The following is a 15,926-nucleotide window of genomic DNA, read 5'->3' on the forward strand; positions in this document are numbered from 1 at the left end:
TTTTGAACCTTTCGGCGAATATCGACCGGCAAATTGTTATATTTGTACGAAAAATCCACGACAAAATGAACGAAAAGGATATCCAGAGCTTTTCGCTCGCCACGCTGATCGACGTCTGCGGCCGCCGTCCCGGAGACATCTGCTACGACGGCTGTCTGATCGCGTCGCGCGTCAACGTGCAGGACGAAATCGACATCGACCTGTTCCGCTATCCGACGCGCATCGACGCCTTCGTCATCCTGCTCTGTTCCAAAGGTTCGGGAACCTTCACCTCGAACCTGACGCGGCATACGCTCACGGAGAATTCGATCTTCGTACACCTGCCGGGGTCGATCATCCAAGCCGAATCGACCGAGGAGATCGCGCTGCACGCCGTGATCTGCGAAGAGGAGTTCATCAGGCGCATCAACATAGACATCAGGCTGCTCTCGCAGCTGTTCCTGCACGTGGAGAAGCAGCCCTGTCTCAAACTCGACGAAAAGGAGTGGACGGGAATCACCCGGTCGTTCGAGGAACTCGGCGCCGAGGGTACGGAGATGCCGGCGGACGTCTATTCCGCCGAGGTCATACGTTCGATCATCCGGACGCTGGCCTACAAGGTGTGCCGCGTCATCGGACGTCACATCGAAACGAGCGGAGAGCGGCAGATCTCGGCGCGCAGCCGCAACGACGAGTATTTCAGCCAGTTCATGAATATTCTGGGCAAACACTACACGCAGGAGCGATCGGTGGGCTTCTATGCCGGACAGCTGAACCTGACGCCCAAATACCTGACGACGCTCATCCGCAAGACCAGCGGCCGAACGGCCGTCGAGTGGATCGACGACTACGTCGTGCTCGAAGCCAAGAACCTGCTGAAATACTCCACGATGAGCATTCAGGAGATCGCCTATTACCTGAATTTTTCCAACCAGTCGTTCTTCGGCAAATACTTCAAGAGCCATACGGGCATGACGCCTTCGGCCTACCGGATCGGCAGGTAGCCGCCGGTCGGGCATGCCGCCCCTTATCCCCGCGTCCGATACTGATTCGGCGTGCAGCCGGCATACCGTCTGAAGAAGCGGACGAAATGCTGCGGATACTGGAATCCCAGTTCGCCGGCCACCTGCCCGATCGTCTTGTCCGGGTCGAGCAGGCTCTCTTTCGCCGCGTCGATCATCTTCAGCTGGATATACTCCTGCGCCGATTTTCCGGTCTCCTTTTTGACCAGATCGCCGAAATAGTTGGGCGAAAGGCATATCTTGTCGGCGAAATAGCGCACCGACGGCAGTCCCTCCCTCGCGGCGACGCCCTCCGAGAGGTAATCGTCCAGCAGTCGTTCGAAACGGGCCAGCGCATCGAGGTTCAGGTCTTCGCGCGTCACGAACTGGCGTTCGTAAAAACGCATGCAATAGTCCAGCAGCAGCTCGATATTGGTGGCGATAAGCCCCTTCGAATGCTTGTCGATGGCGTGCCGCAGCTCCATTTCGATCTTTTTCAGGCAGTCGAGCACGATCGTCCGCTCCTCTTCCGACAGGTGCAGGGCTTCGTTGGCTTCGTAAGAGAAAAAGGTGTATTTCCTGATTTTCCGTCCGAGCGACGTGCCGCGGATGAAGTCGGGATGAAACAGCAGTCCGACGGACTTCGTGGGAATCCCTTCGATATCGGTATAGCCGACGGTCTGTCCCGGAGCGATGCTGACCACGGTCTGGTCGTCGAAATCATACCCCGTCTTCCCGTAGTTGATTCGGCAGCCCCGCGTCTCCTTGAGGAAAACCGAATAGAATCCCATCGTCATCCGGTAGTTTCCCTGACTTTCGGCCGTGTCGAACCGGACCACGCCCACCAGCGGGTGGCGGGTCTCGAATCCGAAGAGTTTGTTGTAGCGGTCGATCGTATCGATCTTCAGAATTTCGTCCATACAGCTCGGTTTTTCCATACGCAAAGATAGCGCTTTTTCCCGTACGCGGTGCGGGCGTCGGCGCGAAACAGTAATCGGGGTAACTTTATCCGTAATCGGGGTAGCCGTCTGTCAGACAGCAGATTCGTTTCAGCTCCAAAAACCGTAATCCGGGTAATTTCATCCGTAATCCGGATACCGGTCCGAAGCGTTTCGGCAAGTAATTTTGCAACGTGGAAATCACCGATAAAAAAATATGAAACGGATTCTAATTTTAACGACAACACTTATTATGATGCACAACATCTCCTCCGCACAAACGGATGCGGACAATTTCTACCGAAGCGATGCGGTAACCGCAGAGAAGGTATCCTTCCCGAACCAGTACAAAATGAAGGTCGGCGCCAACCTCTTCCGGCCCAAGGAGATGAAACCGGGCGAAAAACGCCCCGCAATCATCGTCGGCCACCCGATGGGAGCCGTCAAGGAGCAGGCTGCGAACCTCTATGCGATCAAAATGGCCGAACGCGGATTCGTCACGCTCGCCATCGACCTGTCATTCTGGGGCGACAGCGAAGGAGAGCCGCGCAACACGGTCTCCCCGGAGATATACGCCGAGGATTTCAGCGCGGCGGCGGATTTCCTCGGAACGCGGGAGTTCGTCGAGCGCAGCGGCATCGGCGCAATCGGAATCTGCGGCAGCGGAAGTTTCGCCGTGAGTGCGGCGAAGATCGATCCCCGGCTGAAAGCCGTCGCCACGGTGAGCATGTACGACATGGGCGCAGCCAGCCGCAGCGGACTGAAAAACGCCCAGACACTTGAGCAGCGGAAGCGGATACTGGCCGAAGCGGCGGAACAGCGCTACGCGGAGTTTACGGGCGGGGAAACCGCATACACCGGCGGCACGGCAGACGAGCTGACGGAAAACTCCACCCCGGTCGAGCGGGAATTCTACGCCTTCTACCGCACGCCGCGCGGAGAGTTCACGCCCGAAGGGGCGACGCACCGGACGACCACGCACCCCACGCTCGCAAGCAACGTGAAGTTCATGAACTTCTACCCCTTCAACGACATCGAGACCATCTCGCCGCGTCCGCTGCTCTTCATCGTCGGGGAAAACGCCCATTCGCGCGAATTCAGCGAGGACGCCTTCAGACGGGCCGCCGAGCCGAAAGAGCTGTATGTCGTACCGGGCGCGGGGCACGTCGATCTCTACGACCGCACGGGGCTGATCCCGTTCGACAAGCTGGAAGAGTTCTTCGGAAACAGCCTGAAATAAGACGGAACGACCATGAAAAAACGGCTCGCATACAGTCCGGGAAGACTGGTTGCAATCCTGACCTTCGGCGTCTTCGGCATCATCAACACCGAAATGGGCGTCGTCGGGATTATCCCGCAGATCGCCGAAACTTTCGGGGTGACGGTTCCGCAGGCGGGGTGGACGGTGGGCGTCTTCGCGCTTATCGTCGCCGTCTCGGCCCCGGTGATGCCGCTGTTGTTTTCAGGCACCGACCGCCGGACCGGCTCCGTAGTCTTCGCCTACGACCTCAATCCGCGCTACGGGGAGCAGCTGCCCTCCGTACGGCTGACCGGACTGGCCCCCGATCTGCGCTACCGCATCCGCGAAATAAACCTCATGCCGGGGCAGAATCCGCGTATCGAGCACAACGACCGCGTCGTAAGCGGCGATTACCTGATGAAGGCAGGTTTGAAACTCTTCTCGACGGACCGCGCCCGCAGCGTCGTCGTCGAGCTGAAAGCCGAATGACGGGAAGCGGAAACGAAGAACCGAAAAACAGAGGAGACTCCGGATGCGAATGCACATCCGGAGTTTTCATTTGCCCCTCCCCAACAGATTAATGTCGTAACAGTTACCACGCAAGTTGGAGGTTTGCTTCAGGATTTTCACCTTTGCCGCCATAAAACCCTAACGAACCTGATATGACCATAAAAACCTGCAAATTCCGCATCGGCGACGTCTATTTGTTCCATACGACAGATCCCGGCTGCGACAGCCGAACGTCGCTATGGGGAATCGTCGGCAATCGGGACGCCGAGAACCGCATCTGTCTGGAAACCTCCTCGGCGGATCTGAGAAAGTATGATTATTGGACCGTTCTGCCCGCCGAATACCAATTTTGCAGGCTCTCCACGCGAGAGGAATTGAGGGACTTCTCTTTTAACCTGAACCGCAATTAATTGCGTAAATTTTAGTGCGCAATATCGCTCAAAAACTATTTTTTTTATTTTATGAGTTGCAATAATTCATATATGCACCTGAGAGTCAAGGCGGTTCAGGAATTTGACCAAATGTATTATGAACCCGAATACAAGGCGAAATGCCACAAACGGGTTTGGAAACGGCTCGGACGTTACATCTTCGGCATTTCTTATCAGAGTTATCTGGATTATCTGAAGATGGACGTTTCGGACATTCCGGCCACGCCGTTCGAGGCCCGGCAAGCCCAACTCAAGCTGGTGGACAAACTGCTGGAGCGCGAACTTGAGCGGATGAAACACCCCGTCCGGCGGGAAAAACCGGAGAAGTGGAAAAAAGAACCTGTAGAACAGGGGTGACGCCAACTTTTTCAGCGGCGGGACGGGCTTTCGGGTCCGTCCCGTTTTTTCGGTCCGCAGCGTTTCAGCTTACCGGATTTCCGCCCTCCTCCCCGTCCTGCATTTCAGTCATCCTGTCCAATACCCCTGCTATGCGCTCCCCCAAGGACGCCATCACCCGCTCGTCGCAATAGCCGGACAAATCCGCTGCCGGCAGCACGTCCGCCAGCGCCATCGCCGTCAGTTTGGAACTCAGCACCGTCAGATAGATCAGCGGGATATACGGGGGCCTGCTTATCCCGTCGGCCCGCACCGTGATCCGCTGCTGCGGAACCGCCAGACGCTCCGGTTTCCGGCCTTTCTCCCCGATGTTCCAAAGCACCTTTTCCTCGGCCTGCGTAACGTAGAGATTGAACGACGTGTCGTTCACATACTCCGCCCGGTCGGCCCAAAAATCGACGCCGTAATCTTCGGCCGTGGGGTCGGCGCAGATGCCGCAGTCGGGCTTGTCGCACATAATGGCCCGCAGGATGATGTTTTTGTCGGCCAGCTCCGCCGACTGCATTCTATTCAACGCCGCAATGCAGATATTGACCTGCGTCGCGTAAAAGTGGTCGATGGCCCGCAGAACTTTTTCGGAATCGAGGTCGTTTTCGTTCATCATGGAGTTTTACCTTGTTCATCAATGCGTGCGCCGTTTTGCGGATTCGCATGCGGGGGTATCGCTTTGAAAAAAGGGGCGGTTCCGGTTGAACACAGTGACGCAACTTCACTCAATGAAGAATTCAATGCGGAGACCGCCCCGGCTGCCAGATTTCAGGGACCGCTTCCGGCGCAATGCCTGCCGGCTGCATCCGGAATGCGGGATTGTACGTGTCGCTCAGAGAGCCTTATGACGCCCGCCGCGCCGGATCGTGCGGCGTGAGGGCGTTCCCCCGCTCCCCGGCCCAAAAACGGACGTCCTGCCGCGCGAAATCGAACGGCAGGAACGTCCGGCCCGTATTGTGCCAGAGCAGTAAAATATAATGGGGATTTTGGGCTTTCGGGTAATTCCGGAATCGGATGCGACGGGACATTTTCTTCGGTTTTCGTTGGTGTGAATCCGCGTCCCGCAAGGGCATAAAAAAAGCAAGGGACGCGATAACATTCCGGCCAGAAGGCATTGGGATACCGTAGCGAAGAAATGCACCGCGCCCTTGCAGGTTCCGTCCACAAAGGACGGAACAAAACAAGGGCTGGCAACATTTATACCTTCGCTTAAAAATTCCCAATTTTTACTGGCACGGTATAAAGAGTTGCTGCTCTTTATTATGTCCGTCGGCTATGCCGAGCTATATAAATGCAAAGTTAGCATAATTTCTGTATTCAGTTTCTAATATTCCATTTACAAATGTAATAAAAAAGACGTAAGTCGGTCTACACAGACCGACTATTTTCACAAATAAATCCATTTTTTTGTAAAAATTATAGAATACTGAAACTTCCAGATCAAATATTATTAGATTTAGTTGCTTGTCGGATGCGTGAGATTCGAGAGCAACACAATCATACACAGGAGTTTCTGACAGAAAATGCACATCTGCATCTTTCCCACTATGAACATGGCCGAAAATTGCCGACGTTAGGGACGATTATAAAATTCTGCAAATATTATAATTTATCCCTCAAAGAATTTTTCGGAGAAATGACTTATCCAAAAGAACCAAAGAAATAAACTAATCAAATAAATAACCGGGCATCGGAGCAGTTTATAACTCCAATGCCCGGTTTGTTTTATCCGTCGTTCAGTTTGCCGCGGCGAACACCTCGCCCGTCTTCCGTATTTTCCGAAAAAAAGAAAAGTGGCTGATAATCAGTATATTATCAACCACTTACCGAGAGCGGAAAACGGGACTCGGACCCGCGACCTCAACCTTGGCAAGGTTGCGCTCTACCAACTGAGCTATTTCCGCAATTATCGTTTTCGGACGGGCGGGACAACTGCATCCGCACCTCGGCTCCGGGCTTCGAAACCTGCGTTTCGGGACTGCAAATATAAACCGAAAAATTTATTCTGCAAAATTTTCCGGCGAATTTTGTCGCAAAATTACTCTTGCGCCGCCCGAAACGCAAAAAAAGAAACGCCGGTGCAGATGCGATCGCGCAGGCATGCCCGGCGCCAACGCCCCGCAGCGAACGGCAACAAAAATAAGGCTGCCGGAAATGGCAGCCTTATCTATATACGGATCGCCCTCAGAGCGAATCCCGATTAGCGGACCTTGAAGCCTTCGTCGGCGCGAACCGGAATCGGCATCTGGGCATAAATGCCGCCTTCGAGCTTGTCGCGCACCGACTTGAACGCCGCGATCGTATAGTTCACGTCGTCGAGCGTATGGGCTGCGGTGGGGATCACGCGCAGGATGATCTCGCCCTTCGGGATCACCGGATAGATTACGATCGAGCAGAAAATACCGTGGTTCTCGCGCAGATCGACGATCAGGTTCGTCGCTTCGGGGATACCGCCCTTCATAAAGACGGGGGTTACGGGCGAGTTGGTCACGCCGATCTCGAATCCGTTTTCCTTCAGGCCGTTCTGGAGCGCGCGGACGATCTCCCACAGCTTCTGCTGATATTCGGGATGGTTGCGGATCAGCTCCAGACGCTTCAGCGCGCCCATGACCATCGGCATCGGGAGCGACTTGGCGTAGAGCTGCGAACGCATGTTGTAACGCAGCAGGTTCACCAGCCAGCGGGGACCGCAGACGAATGCACCGATACCGGCCATCGACTTGGCGAAGGTGTTGAACAGCACGTCCACGCCGTCAGTCACGCCGAAATGCGAAGCCGTACCGCGGCCGCCCTCGCCCATCGTACCGAAGCCGTGGGCGTCGTCCACCAGCAGGCGGAACTGGAAATCCTTCTTCAGCGCCACGATCTCGTCGAGTTTGCCCAGATCGCCCTTCATGCCGAAGACACCTTCGGTAATCACGAGCACGCCGCCCTTCTGCTCCTCGGCGAGGTCCGTGGCATGCTGCAGTTGAAGACGCAGCGAATCCATGTCGTTGTGTCCGTACACGAAACGCTTGCCCTTGTGCAGACGCAGACCGTCGATAATGCAGGCATGCGCCTCGGCGTCGTAGACAACCACGTCGCGCGGCGTCAGCAGGCAGTCGATAATCGAGATCATGCCCTGATAACCGAAGTTGAGCAGGAAAGCATCCTCCTTGCCGACGAACTCGGCCAGCTCGCGTTCGAGCTGTTCGTGATAAACGGTCTGACCGCTCATCATACGGGCGCCCATCGGGGCCGCCATACCGAATTTGGCTGCGCCTTCGGCGTCGGCCTTGCGCACCTCAGGATGGTTTGCCAGACCGAGGTAGTTGTTCAGACTCCAGTTGAGCATCTTTTTGCCCCGGAAAACCATGTGGGGACCGATCTCGCCCTCCAGTTTGGGGAACGCGAAATATCCGTGGGCGTACGACATGTACTGACCGATAGGTCCGCCTGCATTTTTTTCAAGGCGTGCAAAAATATCAACCATAATGTATATAATTTAATGTTAGTTTCCGTTCCGGACGCGCAAAAGTACAAAAAAACCTTTTTAGCCATCAAAATTAGCCGTTTTTTATTCGGCACGGGTACGCATTTATACTTATTTACACAGGTATAAAAAGAAAAAAGGCCGCTTTCGGCGGCCCCGGAACGGTTTTCAGCGCCGCCGGTCGATCGCATCGACGATCACCGCCACGGCGCCGTCGCCCGTGACGTTGGTCGCCGTGCCGAAACTGTCCATGGCGATATAGGTGGCGATCATCAGTCCGGCGAGCGTTTCGTCGAATCCCAGCATCGACTCCAGCAGTCCCAGCGCGGCCATGATCGCCCCGCCCGGCACCCCCGGAGCCGCGATCATCGTCACGGCCAGCAGCAGGATGAATCCCACGAACGTTCCGGCCGGCAGCTCCAGTCCGGCGATCATCGACACGGCCAGCGCGCAGGCGACGATCTTCATCATCGAGCCGGAGAGGTGGATCGTCGCGCAGAGCGGCACGACGAACGATGCGATTTCGGGCCGCACGCCGAGTTTGAGGGTCTGCGCCAGCGTCACGGGGATCGTGGCGGCCGAAGACTGCGTTCCGAGCGCCGTGACGTAAGCCGCAAGCATCGTGCGGAGCATCCGCAGCGGATTTTTGCGCGCCGCGAGTCCGGCGACGGAGAACTGCACGAGCAGCAGCACGACGGTCATGCAGAAGATCACCGCGATCAGCTTCACGAAGACGCCCAGCACGCCCGCGACCTGCCCCGACCGGGTCATCGAGAGGAAAATGCCGAAGATATAGAACGGCAGCAGCGGAATGATGACGCTGCCGATCACGCGTTCGATAATCCCCTTGAATTCGTCCATCACCCCCTTGAGCTTCACGCTATGGGTATAGGCCATGCCCAGTCCGAGCACGAAGGCCAGCACCAGCGCCGACATGACGCCGAACAGCGGCGGCATCTGAACCGTGAAATAGGGCGTGAGCGCCGCGCCCGCATCGTCGGGCAGCACGGCCTGCGAGCCTTCGAGCAGCGCGGGAAAGACCGCCCGCCCCACCAAATAGGTTCCGAAGCCCGAAAAAAGCGTGAAGGCATAGGCCAGCGCCGCCGTGACGGCCAGCAGCCACCCGGCGTTCTTCCCCAGATCGGCGATGCCCGGCGCCACCAGACCAAGGATCAGCAGCGGAATGACGAACGAGAGGAACTGCCCGAAAATATCGTTGAACGTCAGCGCGATGCGCGTCGCCCATTCGGGAAAGAAAAAGCCGCATCCCACGCCCAGCCCGATGGCCAGTACGACGCGCGGCAGCAGTCCGAACCTGAATTTCATAGGAGAATGATTTTTGTAAAGATAGGAAAATTACTTAGCTTTTTCAATTCATATGCATCATTAACAAATAATTCGTATCTTTGTGTTGTCTTCATAGACAGACATATTTTGATGAAAGTGTTTTGCTTTTATTCTTGTTAGGAAATCTGGTAAATTTCATAGAGTCAAGAAAAACAATAACACTCATTCGCTTGCAATCGTATGCGAAACAATATTCCATACTCGCAGGTGTGGAGTATTGTTTATTTGACTCAAGGTTTACCAGAACCTCCTAACAGATAGGCAATAGACTCCACACTTCTTTTTTTAACAAATGATCGTAAAGGAGTCAGCGGTCTCGCAAAAAAAACAATCTTATGAATAAAATCCTCTTATTCCTTTTGGGTGGCTGTATAATTGGGAGTGCCATCACTATTTTTTCTGCACAAAACAAACAAAAAAAAATACCAACACAACAAAACGCAGAGTCAAAACAAAACACTCAACAAGAAGATAGAATATCTACAATTTCACCAAATATTCTTCTCGGATTTCATCTTGGAATGTCTAAATTAGAATATAATTCACTTATCAAACAATATAAGAACAGTGGCAAAATGTCGATATGGGATAACAACACATATTGCATGCATTGGTTTGAAACCCAGAACATAACCGTTCATGATAATTCAGTTGGCAATTTTACTAGCACACAATCGTTTTCCATAATCTTTGATATTCAACCCAAATTTGTCAATAATAAATTACATACTTTATCGATGTTAATCGAACCATTATATGATGATACAATATTAGTTCAAACATCAAATATTATTCTACTCAAAAATCATATATCTAAAATATTAGGTTCGCAACCACCCCTAAATTCATTTCACTGGACATTTTCAACATATACAGTCAATTTATCTCAAGAAAAAATCAAAAGCAAGTATTACGAAAAACATTATACATATTATCGACTAACTATAACAAAATAGATTTTTTAATTATGGCACTAATCAATTGTCCAGAATGTGGGAATAGCATTTCAGATCAGGCTCCTCACTGCCCCAAATGCGGATATCAAATTAGTAATCACAGCTTCTTTCCCAAAACAGAAGGTTGCTTTTTACAATCAATGAATATGGGATGCCTAATATTAGTTATTATATTCCTTTTTAGCATAATCCTTTCGGAATATGACATACCAGAAGAAGACCTCCCAATAATAGGTATAATTACGATTATTGTATTTGGAATAATGATATGTTACAATTTTTTCAAAAAGAAAAAACTAAATCAATGATAATTTTTAAAAATGCCATAAATTTATAATTCCGAACGATTTTGTATTTTTGCATCATGACATCACTATTTCACGACATCATTTTCGGCCCGGTGCACTCACGGCGGCTGGGCCTTTCGCTGGGGGTGAACCTCCTGCCGACCGATTCGAAACTCTGCTCGTTCGACTGCATCTACTGCGAATGCGGCTGGAACGCCGAACACCCCGGCGGACGGCGATTCAACGCCCGCGAAGATGTCCGCACGCAGCTCGAAGCGACGCTGCGCCGCATGGTGGCGGACGGCACGCCGCCCGACGTCATCACCTTCGCCGGCAACGGCGAGCCGACCCTGCATCCCGAATTCGAAGCGGTGATCGGCGATACGATCGCCCTGCGCGACGCATTGTGCCCGTCGGCCAAGGTCTCGGTGCTCTCGAACGCCACCCAGCTCCACCGCGAAGAGGTGCGCCGCGCCCTGCTGCGGGTGGACAACAACATTCTCAAACTCGACTCGGCGTTCGACGCCACGGCGCGTCTGATGAACAACCCCCAAAGCCCCGCCTACACCGTCCGCGGCGTCGTGGAGCAGATGAAGGGCTTCGACGGACGCCTGACCGTGCAGACCATGTTCCTGCGCGGCGAATGCGACGGACAGAAAACAGACAACACGACCGAAGAGGAGGTCTCGGCATGGCTGCGGCTGATCGAAGAGATCCGGCCGCGGCAGGTCATGGTCTACTCGCTCGACCGCGACACCCCGTGCCGGACGCTCGAAAAGGTTCCGCGCGAGGAGCTGCAGGCCATCGCCGCCCGCGTCGAAACGCTCGGTATCCCCTGTTCGGTAGCATAACCCGCCTGCCGATGAGACTGCTCCTGTTATCGCTGCTGCTCGCCGCCGGTTGTACGGCGACCGCCCAGCGCCGTCCCACGGCGCGCGAACTGGGCGAACTGCAGGACAGCGTGTGGCGCCGTCTCGACATCCTGCTCACGACCGACCGGGGATTCGCCGCCTGCACACCGGAGCGCGAAACATTCGACGGAAGCGCGAACGCCGCCCGCGCATCCGCAACCAAGGAAATAGCAAGCATCGCCGACGCCGTCCGGTCGTCCGGGACCGACGAAACCGCAGGGATCGTCCGTGTCCACCTGCTCCGGGCCGACTCGGCGATGAAAGCCCGCTTCCGCCGTTACGTGCACGACAGCCCCCTGATCCGACTCGAAGGGTTCGATCCCGACACGACGCCCTATCCGCCCGCCCCCGAAGGCACGCCGCCGCCCGACGGACTGAGCATGGACGCCGAATATGCCTTCTACCCTGCGGAGACCGACTGCGTACGGCTTACGATCCGCTATCGCGGCGATTCGACCGTCTATTTCGGGACGGACTACACCGTTTGCAGGTTCCAAAACGGCCGGTGGGAAACACTGCCGGGCGCCGACGCATGGAACTCCCTGCTGATCGGCATCGGCCGCCCGCAATTTCCCGTCCCCGGCGACGCCCGGCAGACGAAAGAGTACGCCTACGGCTTCACGGCCCGGCTCGCGCCGCGCGTCTATCCGTCCGTATACGCCCGTTACCGCATCTGCAAAAACGTTTACATGGAAAATCCGCGCCGCGACTACCTGCTCACCGCCGATTTTACGGTGACGCCCTTCGTCCCGTTCACCCGCTTTCCGGAGCAGGTGGGCGACAACAACTGACAAATCATGCAAATACTCCTCTCCTGTGCCAAAACGATGGCCGAAAGCACCTCCCTGCCGATACCCCGCACCACTTCGCCCCTTTACGGCGCGCAGGCCGGGGAGCTGGCCGGACAGCTGGCGACGCTCTCCACCGAAGAGCTGGCGAAAATCCTGCGCGTAAACCATCGGATCGCCGCGACGAACCGGCTCCGCTACAGCCGTTTCCACGACAATGCGGTGAGGGCGCTGCCGGCGCTGGCGGCCTACACGGGCATCGTGTTCAAACGGATCGCTCCGGCGGATTTCACGGCCGGGGATTTCGAATATGCGCAGGCGCACCTCAACATCACCTCGTTCCTTTACGGACTGCTCCGTCCGCTGGACACGATCCGCACCTACCGGCTCGAAGGCGACGCCGTACTGCCCGGCCACGGCGAGCAGACGGTTTTCGAATATTGGCAGGACAAACTGACGGACGCCTTTCTGGAGAAGATCAAGGCCGACGACGGCATACTGGTCAATCTGGCCAGCAGTGAGATGAAGCGGCTGTTCGACTGGAAGCGCATCTGCCGCGAAGTACGGGTCGTCACCCCCGAATTCCGCATCCGCGAAGACGACCGGCTGAAAACCGTCGTGGTCTATACGAAAATGTGCCGCGGCGAAATGACCCGTCATATCCTCAAAAACCGCATCGGCGATCCGCAGCAGCTGAAAGCGTTCGAGTGGGAGGGTTTCCGGCTGAATCCGACGCTCAGCAAAGCCGACGACTGGGTGTTTACGATGTAAGGAGTCCGGATATTATTCGGCGCAGACCGGCGCCTGTTTCGTTTCGAGCAGGGCTTTCAGAATACCCTCCTCGTCATAGCCGCAGAGGGCATAGAGCTGAGCCGGAGTTCCGTGTTCGACCCACTCGTCGCCGATGCCCAGCGAACGCACCGAAACGTCCAGCCCGCGTGCATTGAAAAATGCCGCGACGGCTTCGCCGACGCCTCCGCGCAGGGCGCCGTCCTCGACCGTCACCACGCGGCGGAACTTCGCACCCACTTCGAGGAGCAGTTCCTCGTCGAGAGGTTTGGCGAAGCGCAGGTCGTAATGGGCTGCGCTCACCCCTTCTTCGGCGGCGCGTGCGGCGGCGCGTGCGGCGGCGTTGCCGACCGTTCCGACGGTCACCAGCGCCACATCCGCTCCGTCGCGGAGCTTGCGTCCCCGGCCCACGGGCAGGGTTTCGAACCGCGCACCGCGCCACATCCGGCCTTCGCCGCAGCCGCGGGGATAGCGGATCATGAAGGGATGGCCGTACTGCAGTCCCGTATACATCATGCCGCGCAGTTCCAGCTCGTCCATCGGCGCGGCGATCGCCAGTGTCGGCACGCAGCCGAAGGCCGCCATGTCGAAGACTCCGTGATGCGTCACGCCGTCCTCGCCGACCAGACCGCCCCGGTCGAGACACATCACCACCGGAAGGTCCTGAATGGCGACGTCGTGGATCACATTGTCGTAAGCCCGCTGCATGAAGGTCGAATAGATATTGCAGAAGGGCACCATGCCCGCGGCGGCGAGTCCCGCCGAGAAAGTCACGGCATGCCCCTCGGCGATGCCCACGTCGAAACAGCGCGACGGCATGGCCTGCATCAGCAGATTCATCGAGCAGCCCGACGGCATGGCGGGCGTGACGCCCACGACGCGGCTGTCGCGTTCGGCAAGTTCGACGAGCGTCTCGCCGAACACGTCCTGATAGCGCGACGCCGAGCCCGGCGACGAAATCCGCTCGCCCGTATCGGGATTGAACCGCCCCGGCGCATGCCAGACGGGCTGGTTGTGCTCGGCGGGCAGGTAGCCCTTGCCCTTTACGGTCATGACGTGCAGCAGTTTGGGTCCTTCGATATCGCGCAGCGCGCGAAGCGTCCGCACCAATTCCTTGAGGTTGTGGCCGTCCACGGGTCCGAAATAGCGGAAATTGAGACTTTCGAACAGATTGCTCTTGTTGAGCAGCCCCTGCTTGACGGCGTTGCCCGCCTTCTGGCAGAGACGCAGCAGGCGCGGCGTATGCGAAAGGATGCCCCACAACCGTTGCTTGAAGCGGTTGTAGTGGACCGAAGTCGAAATCTTGAGCAGGTAGTTTTTCAGCGCGCCCGTGGCCTGATCGATCGCCATGTTGTTGTCGTTCAGAATCACCAGCAGGTTGGTGCGCTTGCTGGCCCCGGCGTTGTTCAGCCCTTCGAAGGCCAGCCCGCCGGTCATCGAACCGTCGCCGATGACCGCCACGACCCGATACTTCTCGCCCCGCAGTTCGGCCGCCTTGGCCATGCCGAAGGCCGCCGAGATCGACACCGAGGCGTGTCCCCCGCCGAAAGCGTCGTATTCGCTCTCGGACATGCGCGGGAAGCCGCTGATGCCCCCCAGCCGGCGCTTGGTTTTGAACGCTTCGCGGCGGCCCGTGATGATCTTGTGGGCATAGGTCTGGTGCCCCACGTCCCACACGATCTTATCGGCGGGCGTGTCGAAGACATAATGCAGGGCGGCGGCCAGCTCCACAGCCCCCAGACTCGACGCGAGGTGTCCGGGATTTACCGAACATTCGTCGACGATATAGCGTCGCAACTCGTCGCAGTAAGCGCGCAACTCCTCCGCGGAGAGCCTTTTGAGGTCCTCCGGCGAATCGATATGTAGAAGCAGTCTGTATTCTTCCGGCGTCATGGCGAGACAAAGATAATGCAAGCAGGGCACAAAAGCAAGCCCGTCCGCCTTTTGGCCGGACGCAGCCTTTCCGGAACGGCGTCGAAAAGCGTGCGCACCGGACACCGCGCCGAATTTGTTCGGACACGGTCCGGAGGGCGTCTATTTTCTGTAAAGATAGTCATTGATGCCGGTTTTTTTCGAAAAAATTTCTATCTTCGCGTTACGGTAAATCCATTGCAACATGAAATACAAGAGAATACTCCTCAAACTGAGCGGCGAATCGCTGCAAGGTTCGCAGAAATACGGACTCTCGCCCGAAGTGCTCCAGTCCTACGCCGAACAGATCAAGGCGGCCGCCGGGACGGGCGTCCAGATCGGCATCGTCATCGGCGGCGGCAACATCTTCCGCGGACTCACCGGCGCCAAGAAGGGCTTCGACCGCGTGAAGGGCGACCAGATGGGCATGCTGGCCACGATCATCAACTCGCTGGCGCTGCAGTCGGCACTGGAGGACAACGGCGTGAAGGCCAAGGTACTGACTTCGATCCGCATGGAACCCATCGGCGAATACTACTCCAAGGCCCGTGCCATCGAGTACCTCGAAGCGGGCTATGTGGTGATTATCGGCGGCGGCACGTCGAATCCCTATTTCACGACCGACTCGGCGTCGGCGCTGCGCGGCATCGAGATCGAAGCCGACGTGATGCTCAAAGGCACCCGCGTGGACGGCGTTTACACGGCCGACCCCGAAAAGGACCCGACGGCCGTGAAGTTCGACCGGATCACGTTCGAGGAGGTGCTCGACCGCAGGCTGAAAGTCATGGACCTCACGGCGTTCACCCTTTGCCGCGAGAACGGACTCGGCATCATCGTCTTCGACATGGACACGCCGGGCAATCTGGGCAAAGTACTTGCAGGCGAACAGATCGGAACGCTCGTAACCGGGCTTTCATAGGAGCTTCCGGCCGGCACTCCGGACTCCGTGCGACAAAGTGCCCGACAAACCAAAACAACGAAA

17 protein-coding genes and 1 tRNA gene are annotated in these 15,926 nt (G+C 56.3%); 12 read left to right on the top strand and 6 right to left on the bottom strand.

All coding sequences use genetic code 11. The features are described from left to right. Positions 1-65 precede the first annotated feature (65 nt). Positions 66-983 (top strand): helix-turn-helix domain-containing protein, encoded by a 918-nt coding sequence (locus ACESTR_RS09505; protein ID WP_039940141.1) that lies wholly within the window; start codon positions 66-68, stop codon positions 981-983. A 23-nt stretch (positions 984-1,006) separates the two neighbouring features. Here the strand turns inward: ACESTR_RS09505 and ACESTR_RS09510 are convergent, their stop codons facing one another. Continuing rightward, positions 1,007-1,900, bottom strand: coding sequence for a helix-turn-helix domain-containing protein (locus tag ACESTR_RS09510; RefSeq protein ID WP_009597540.1), 894 nt, complete (start codon positions 1,898-1,900; stop codon positions 1,007-1,009). 235 nt (positions 1,901-2,135) lie between these two features. Between ACESTR_RS09510 and ACESTR_RS09515 the strand changes: the two genes are divergently transcribed. From ACESTR_RS09515 to ACESTR_RS09530, 4 genes are all read left to right on the top strand, one after another. Further along, entirely contained in the window at positions 2,136-3,158 is a 1,023-nt protein-coding gene (locus ACESTR_RS09515; RefSeq protein WP_014775154.1) for an alpha/beta hydrolase, read from the top strand. A 12-nt stretch (positions 3,159-3,170) separates the two neighbouring features. Next, entirely contained in the window at positions 3,171-3,647 is a 477-nt protein-coding gene (locus tag ACESTR_RS09520) for a GH36 C-terminal domain-containing protein (RefSeq protein ID WP_009597524.1), read from the top strand. Between the two features lie 173 nt (positions 3,648-3,820). Beyond that, on the top strand, positions 3,821-4,078 hold the full coding sequence (locus ACESTR_RS09525; RefSeq protein ID WP_237958668.1) for a hypothetical protein: 258 nt from the start codon (positions 3,821-3,823) through the stop codon (positions 4,076-4,078). A gap of 111 nt (positions 4,079-4,189) precedes the next feature. Then, a complete protein-coding gene (locus ACESTR_RS09530; protein WP_278505716.1) occupies positions 4,190-4,456 on the top strand; it encodes a hypothetical protein in 267 nt (88 codons plus the stop codon). 64 nt (positions 4,457-4,520) lie between these two features. Here the strand turns inward: ACESTR_RS09530 and ACESTR_RS09535 are convergent, their stop codons facing one another. Then, the gene (locus ACESTR_RS09535; RefSeq protein ID WP_278433496.1) at positions 4,521-5,099 is read right to left on the bottom strand and encodes a hypothetical protein; all 579 of its coding nucleotides are present in this window, start codon (positions 5,097-5,099) and stop codon (positions 4,521-4,523) included. Between the two features lie 855 nt (positions 5,100-5,954). On the opposite strand from ACESTR_RS09535, the gene ACESTR_RS09540 reads away from it, so the two are divergent. Further along, on the top strand, positions 5,955-6,149 hold the full coding sequence (locus ACESTR_RS09540; RefSeq protein ID WP_074712153.1) for a helix-turn-helix domain-containing protein: 195 nt from the start codon (positions 5,955-5,957) through the stop codon (positions 6,147-6,149). A 165-nt stretch (positions 6,150-6,314) separates the two neighbouring features. On the opposite strand, the gene ACESTR_RS09545 is transcribed toward ACESTR_RS09540, so the two are convergent. From ACESTR_RS09545 to ACESTR_RS09555, 3 genes are all read right to left on the bottom strand, one after another. Continuing rightward, positions 6,315-6,387: transfer RNA gene (locus tag ACESTR_RS09545), tRNA-Gly, on the bottom strand. 296 nt (positions 6,388-6,683) lie between these two features. Then, positions 6,684-7,955, bottom strand: coding sequence for an aminotransferase class I/II-fold pyridoxal phosphate-dependent enzyme (locus ACESTR_RS09550; RefSeq protein ID WP_009597504.1), 1,272 nt, complete (start codon positions 7,953-7,955; stop codon positions 6,684-6,686). A 168-nt stretch (positions 7,956-8,123) separates the two neighbouring features. Then, on the bottom strand, positions 8,124-9,281 hold the full coding sequence (locus ACESTR_RS09555) for a dicarboxylate/amino acid:cation symporter (RefSeq protein WP_009597549.1): 1,158 nt from the start codon (positions 9,279-9,281) through the stop codon (positions 8,124-8,126). Positions 9,282-9,637: 356 nt separating this feature from the next. Here ACESTR_RS09555 and ACESTR_RS09560 point away from each other — a divergent pair, with 356 nt between their 5' ends. Genes ACESTR_RS09560 through ACESTR_RS09580 form a run of 5 tightly spaced genes read left to right on the top strand, consistent with a single transcriptional unit; the run spans position 9,638 to position 13,015 of the window. Further along, positions 9,638-10,258: a hypothetical protein gene (locus ACESTR_RS09560; protein WP_014775162.1), complete on the top strand. Its 621-nt coding sequence runs from the start codon at positions 9,638-9,640 to the stop codon at positions 10,256-10,258. A gap of 11 nt (positions 10,259-10,269) precedes the next feature. Continuing rightward, positions 10,270-10,566 (top strand): zinc ribbon domain-containing protein, encoded by a 297-nt coding sequence (locus ACESTR_RS09565; protein ID WP_130062535.1) that lies wholly within the window; start codon positions 10,270-10,272, stop codon positions 10,564-10,566. Between the two features lie 56 nt (positions 10,567-10,622). Beyond that, positions 10,623-11,396 (top strand): radical SAM protein, encoded by a 774-nt coding sequence (locus ACESTR_RS09570; RefSeq protein ID WP_130062536.1) that lies wholly within the window; start codon positions 10,623-10,625, stop codon positions 11,394-11,396. 11 nt (positions 11,397-11,407) lie between these two features. Continuing rightward, positions 11,408-12,247: an immunoglobulin-like domain-containing protein gene (locus tag ACESTR_RS09575; RefSeq protein ID WP_130062537.1), complete on the top strand. Its 840-nt coding sequence runs from the start codon at positions 11,408-11,410 to the stop codon at positions 12,245-12,247. Between the two features lie 6 nt (positions 12,248-12,253). After that, entirely contained in the window at positions 12,254-13,015 is a 762-nt protein-coding gene (locus ACESTR_RS09580; protein ID WP_130062538.1) for a YaaA family protein, read from the top strand. 12 nt (positions 13,016-13,027) lie between these two features. Here the strand turns inward: ACESTR_RS09580 and dxs are convergent, their stop codons facing one another. Then, positions 13,028-14,926, bottom strand: a complete 1,899-nt coding sequence (gene dxs, locus ACESTR_RS09585; RefSeq protein WP_009597526.1) for a 1-deoxy-D-xylulose-5-phosphate synthase — start codon at positions 14,924-14,926, stop codon at positions 13,028-13,030. Between the two features lie 223 nt (positions 14,927-15,149). On the opposite strand from dxs, the gene pyrH reads away from it, so the two are divergent. Next, a complete protein-coding gene (pyrH, locus tag ACESTR_RS09590; RefSeq protein ID WP_009597522.1) occupies positions 15,150-15,863 on the top strand; it encodes a UMP kinase in 714 nt (237 codons plus the stop codon). The last annotated feature ends 63 nt before the right edge of the window (positions 15,864-15,926 follow it).

The organism is Alistipes sp. DJF_B185, from assembly GCF_964250025.1.
Taxonomy (GTDB): domain Bacteria; phylum Bacteroidota; class Bacteroidia; order Bacteroidales; family Rikenellaceae; genus Alistipes; species Alistipes finegoldii.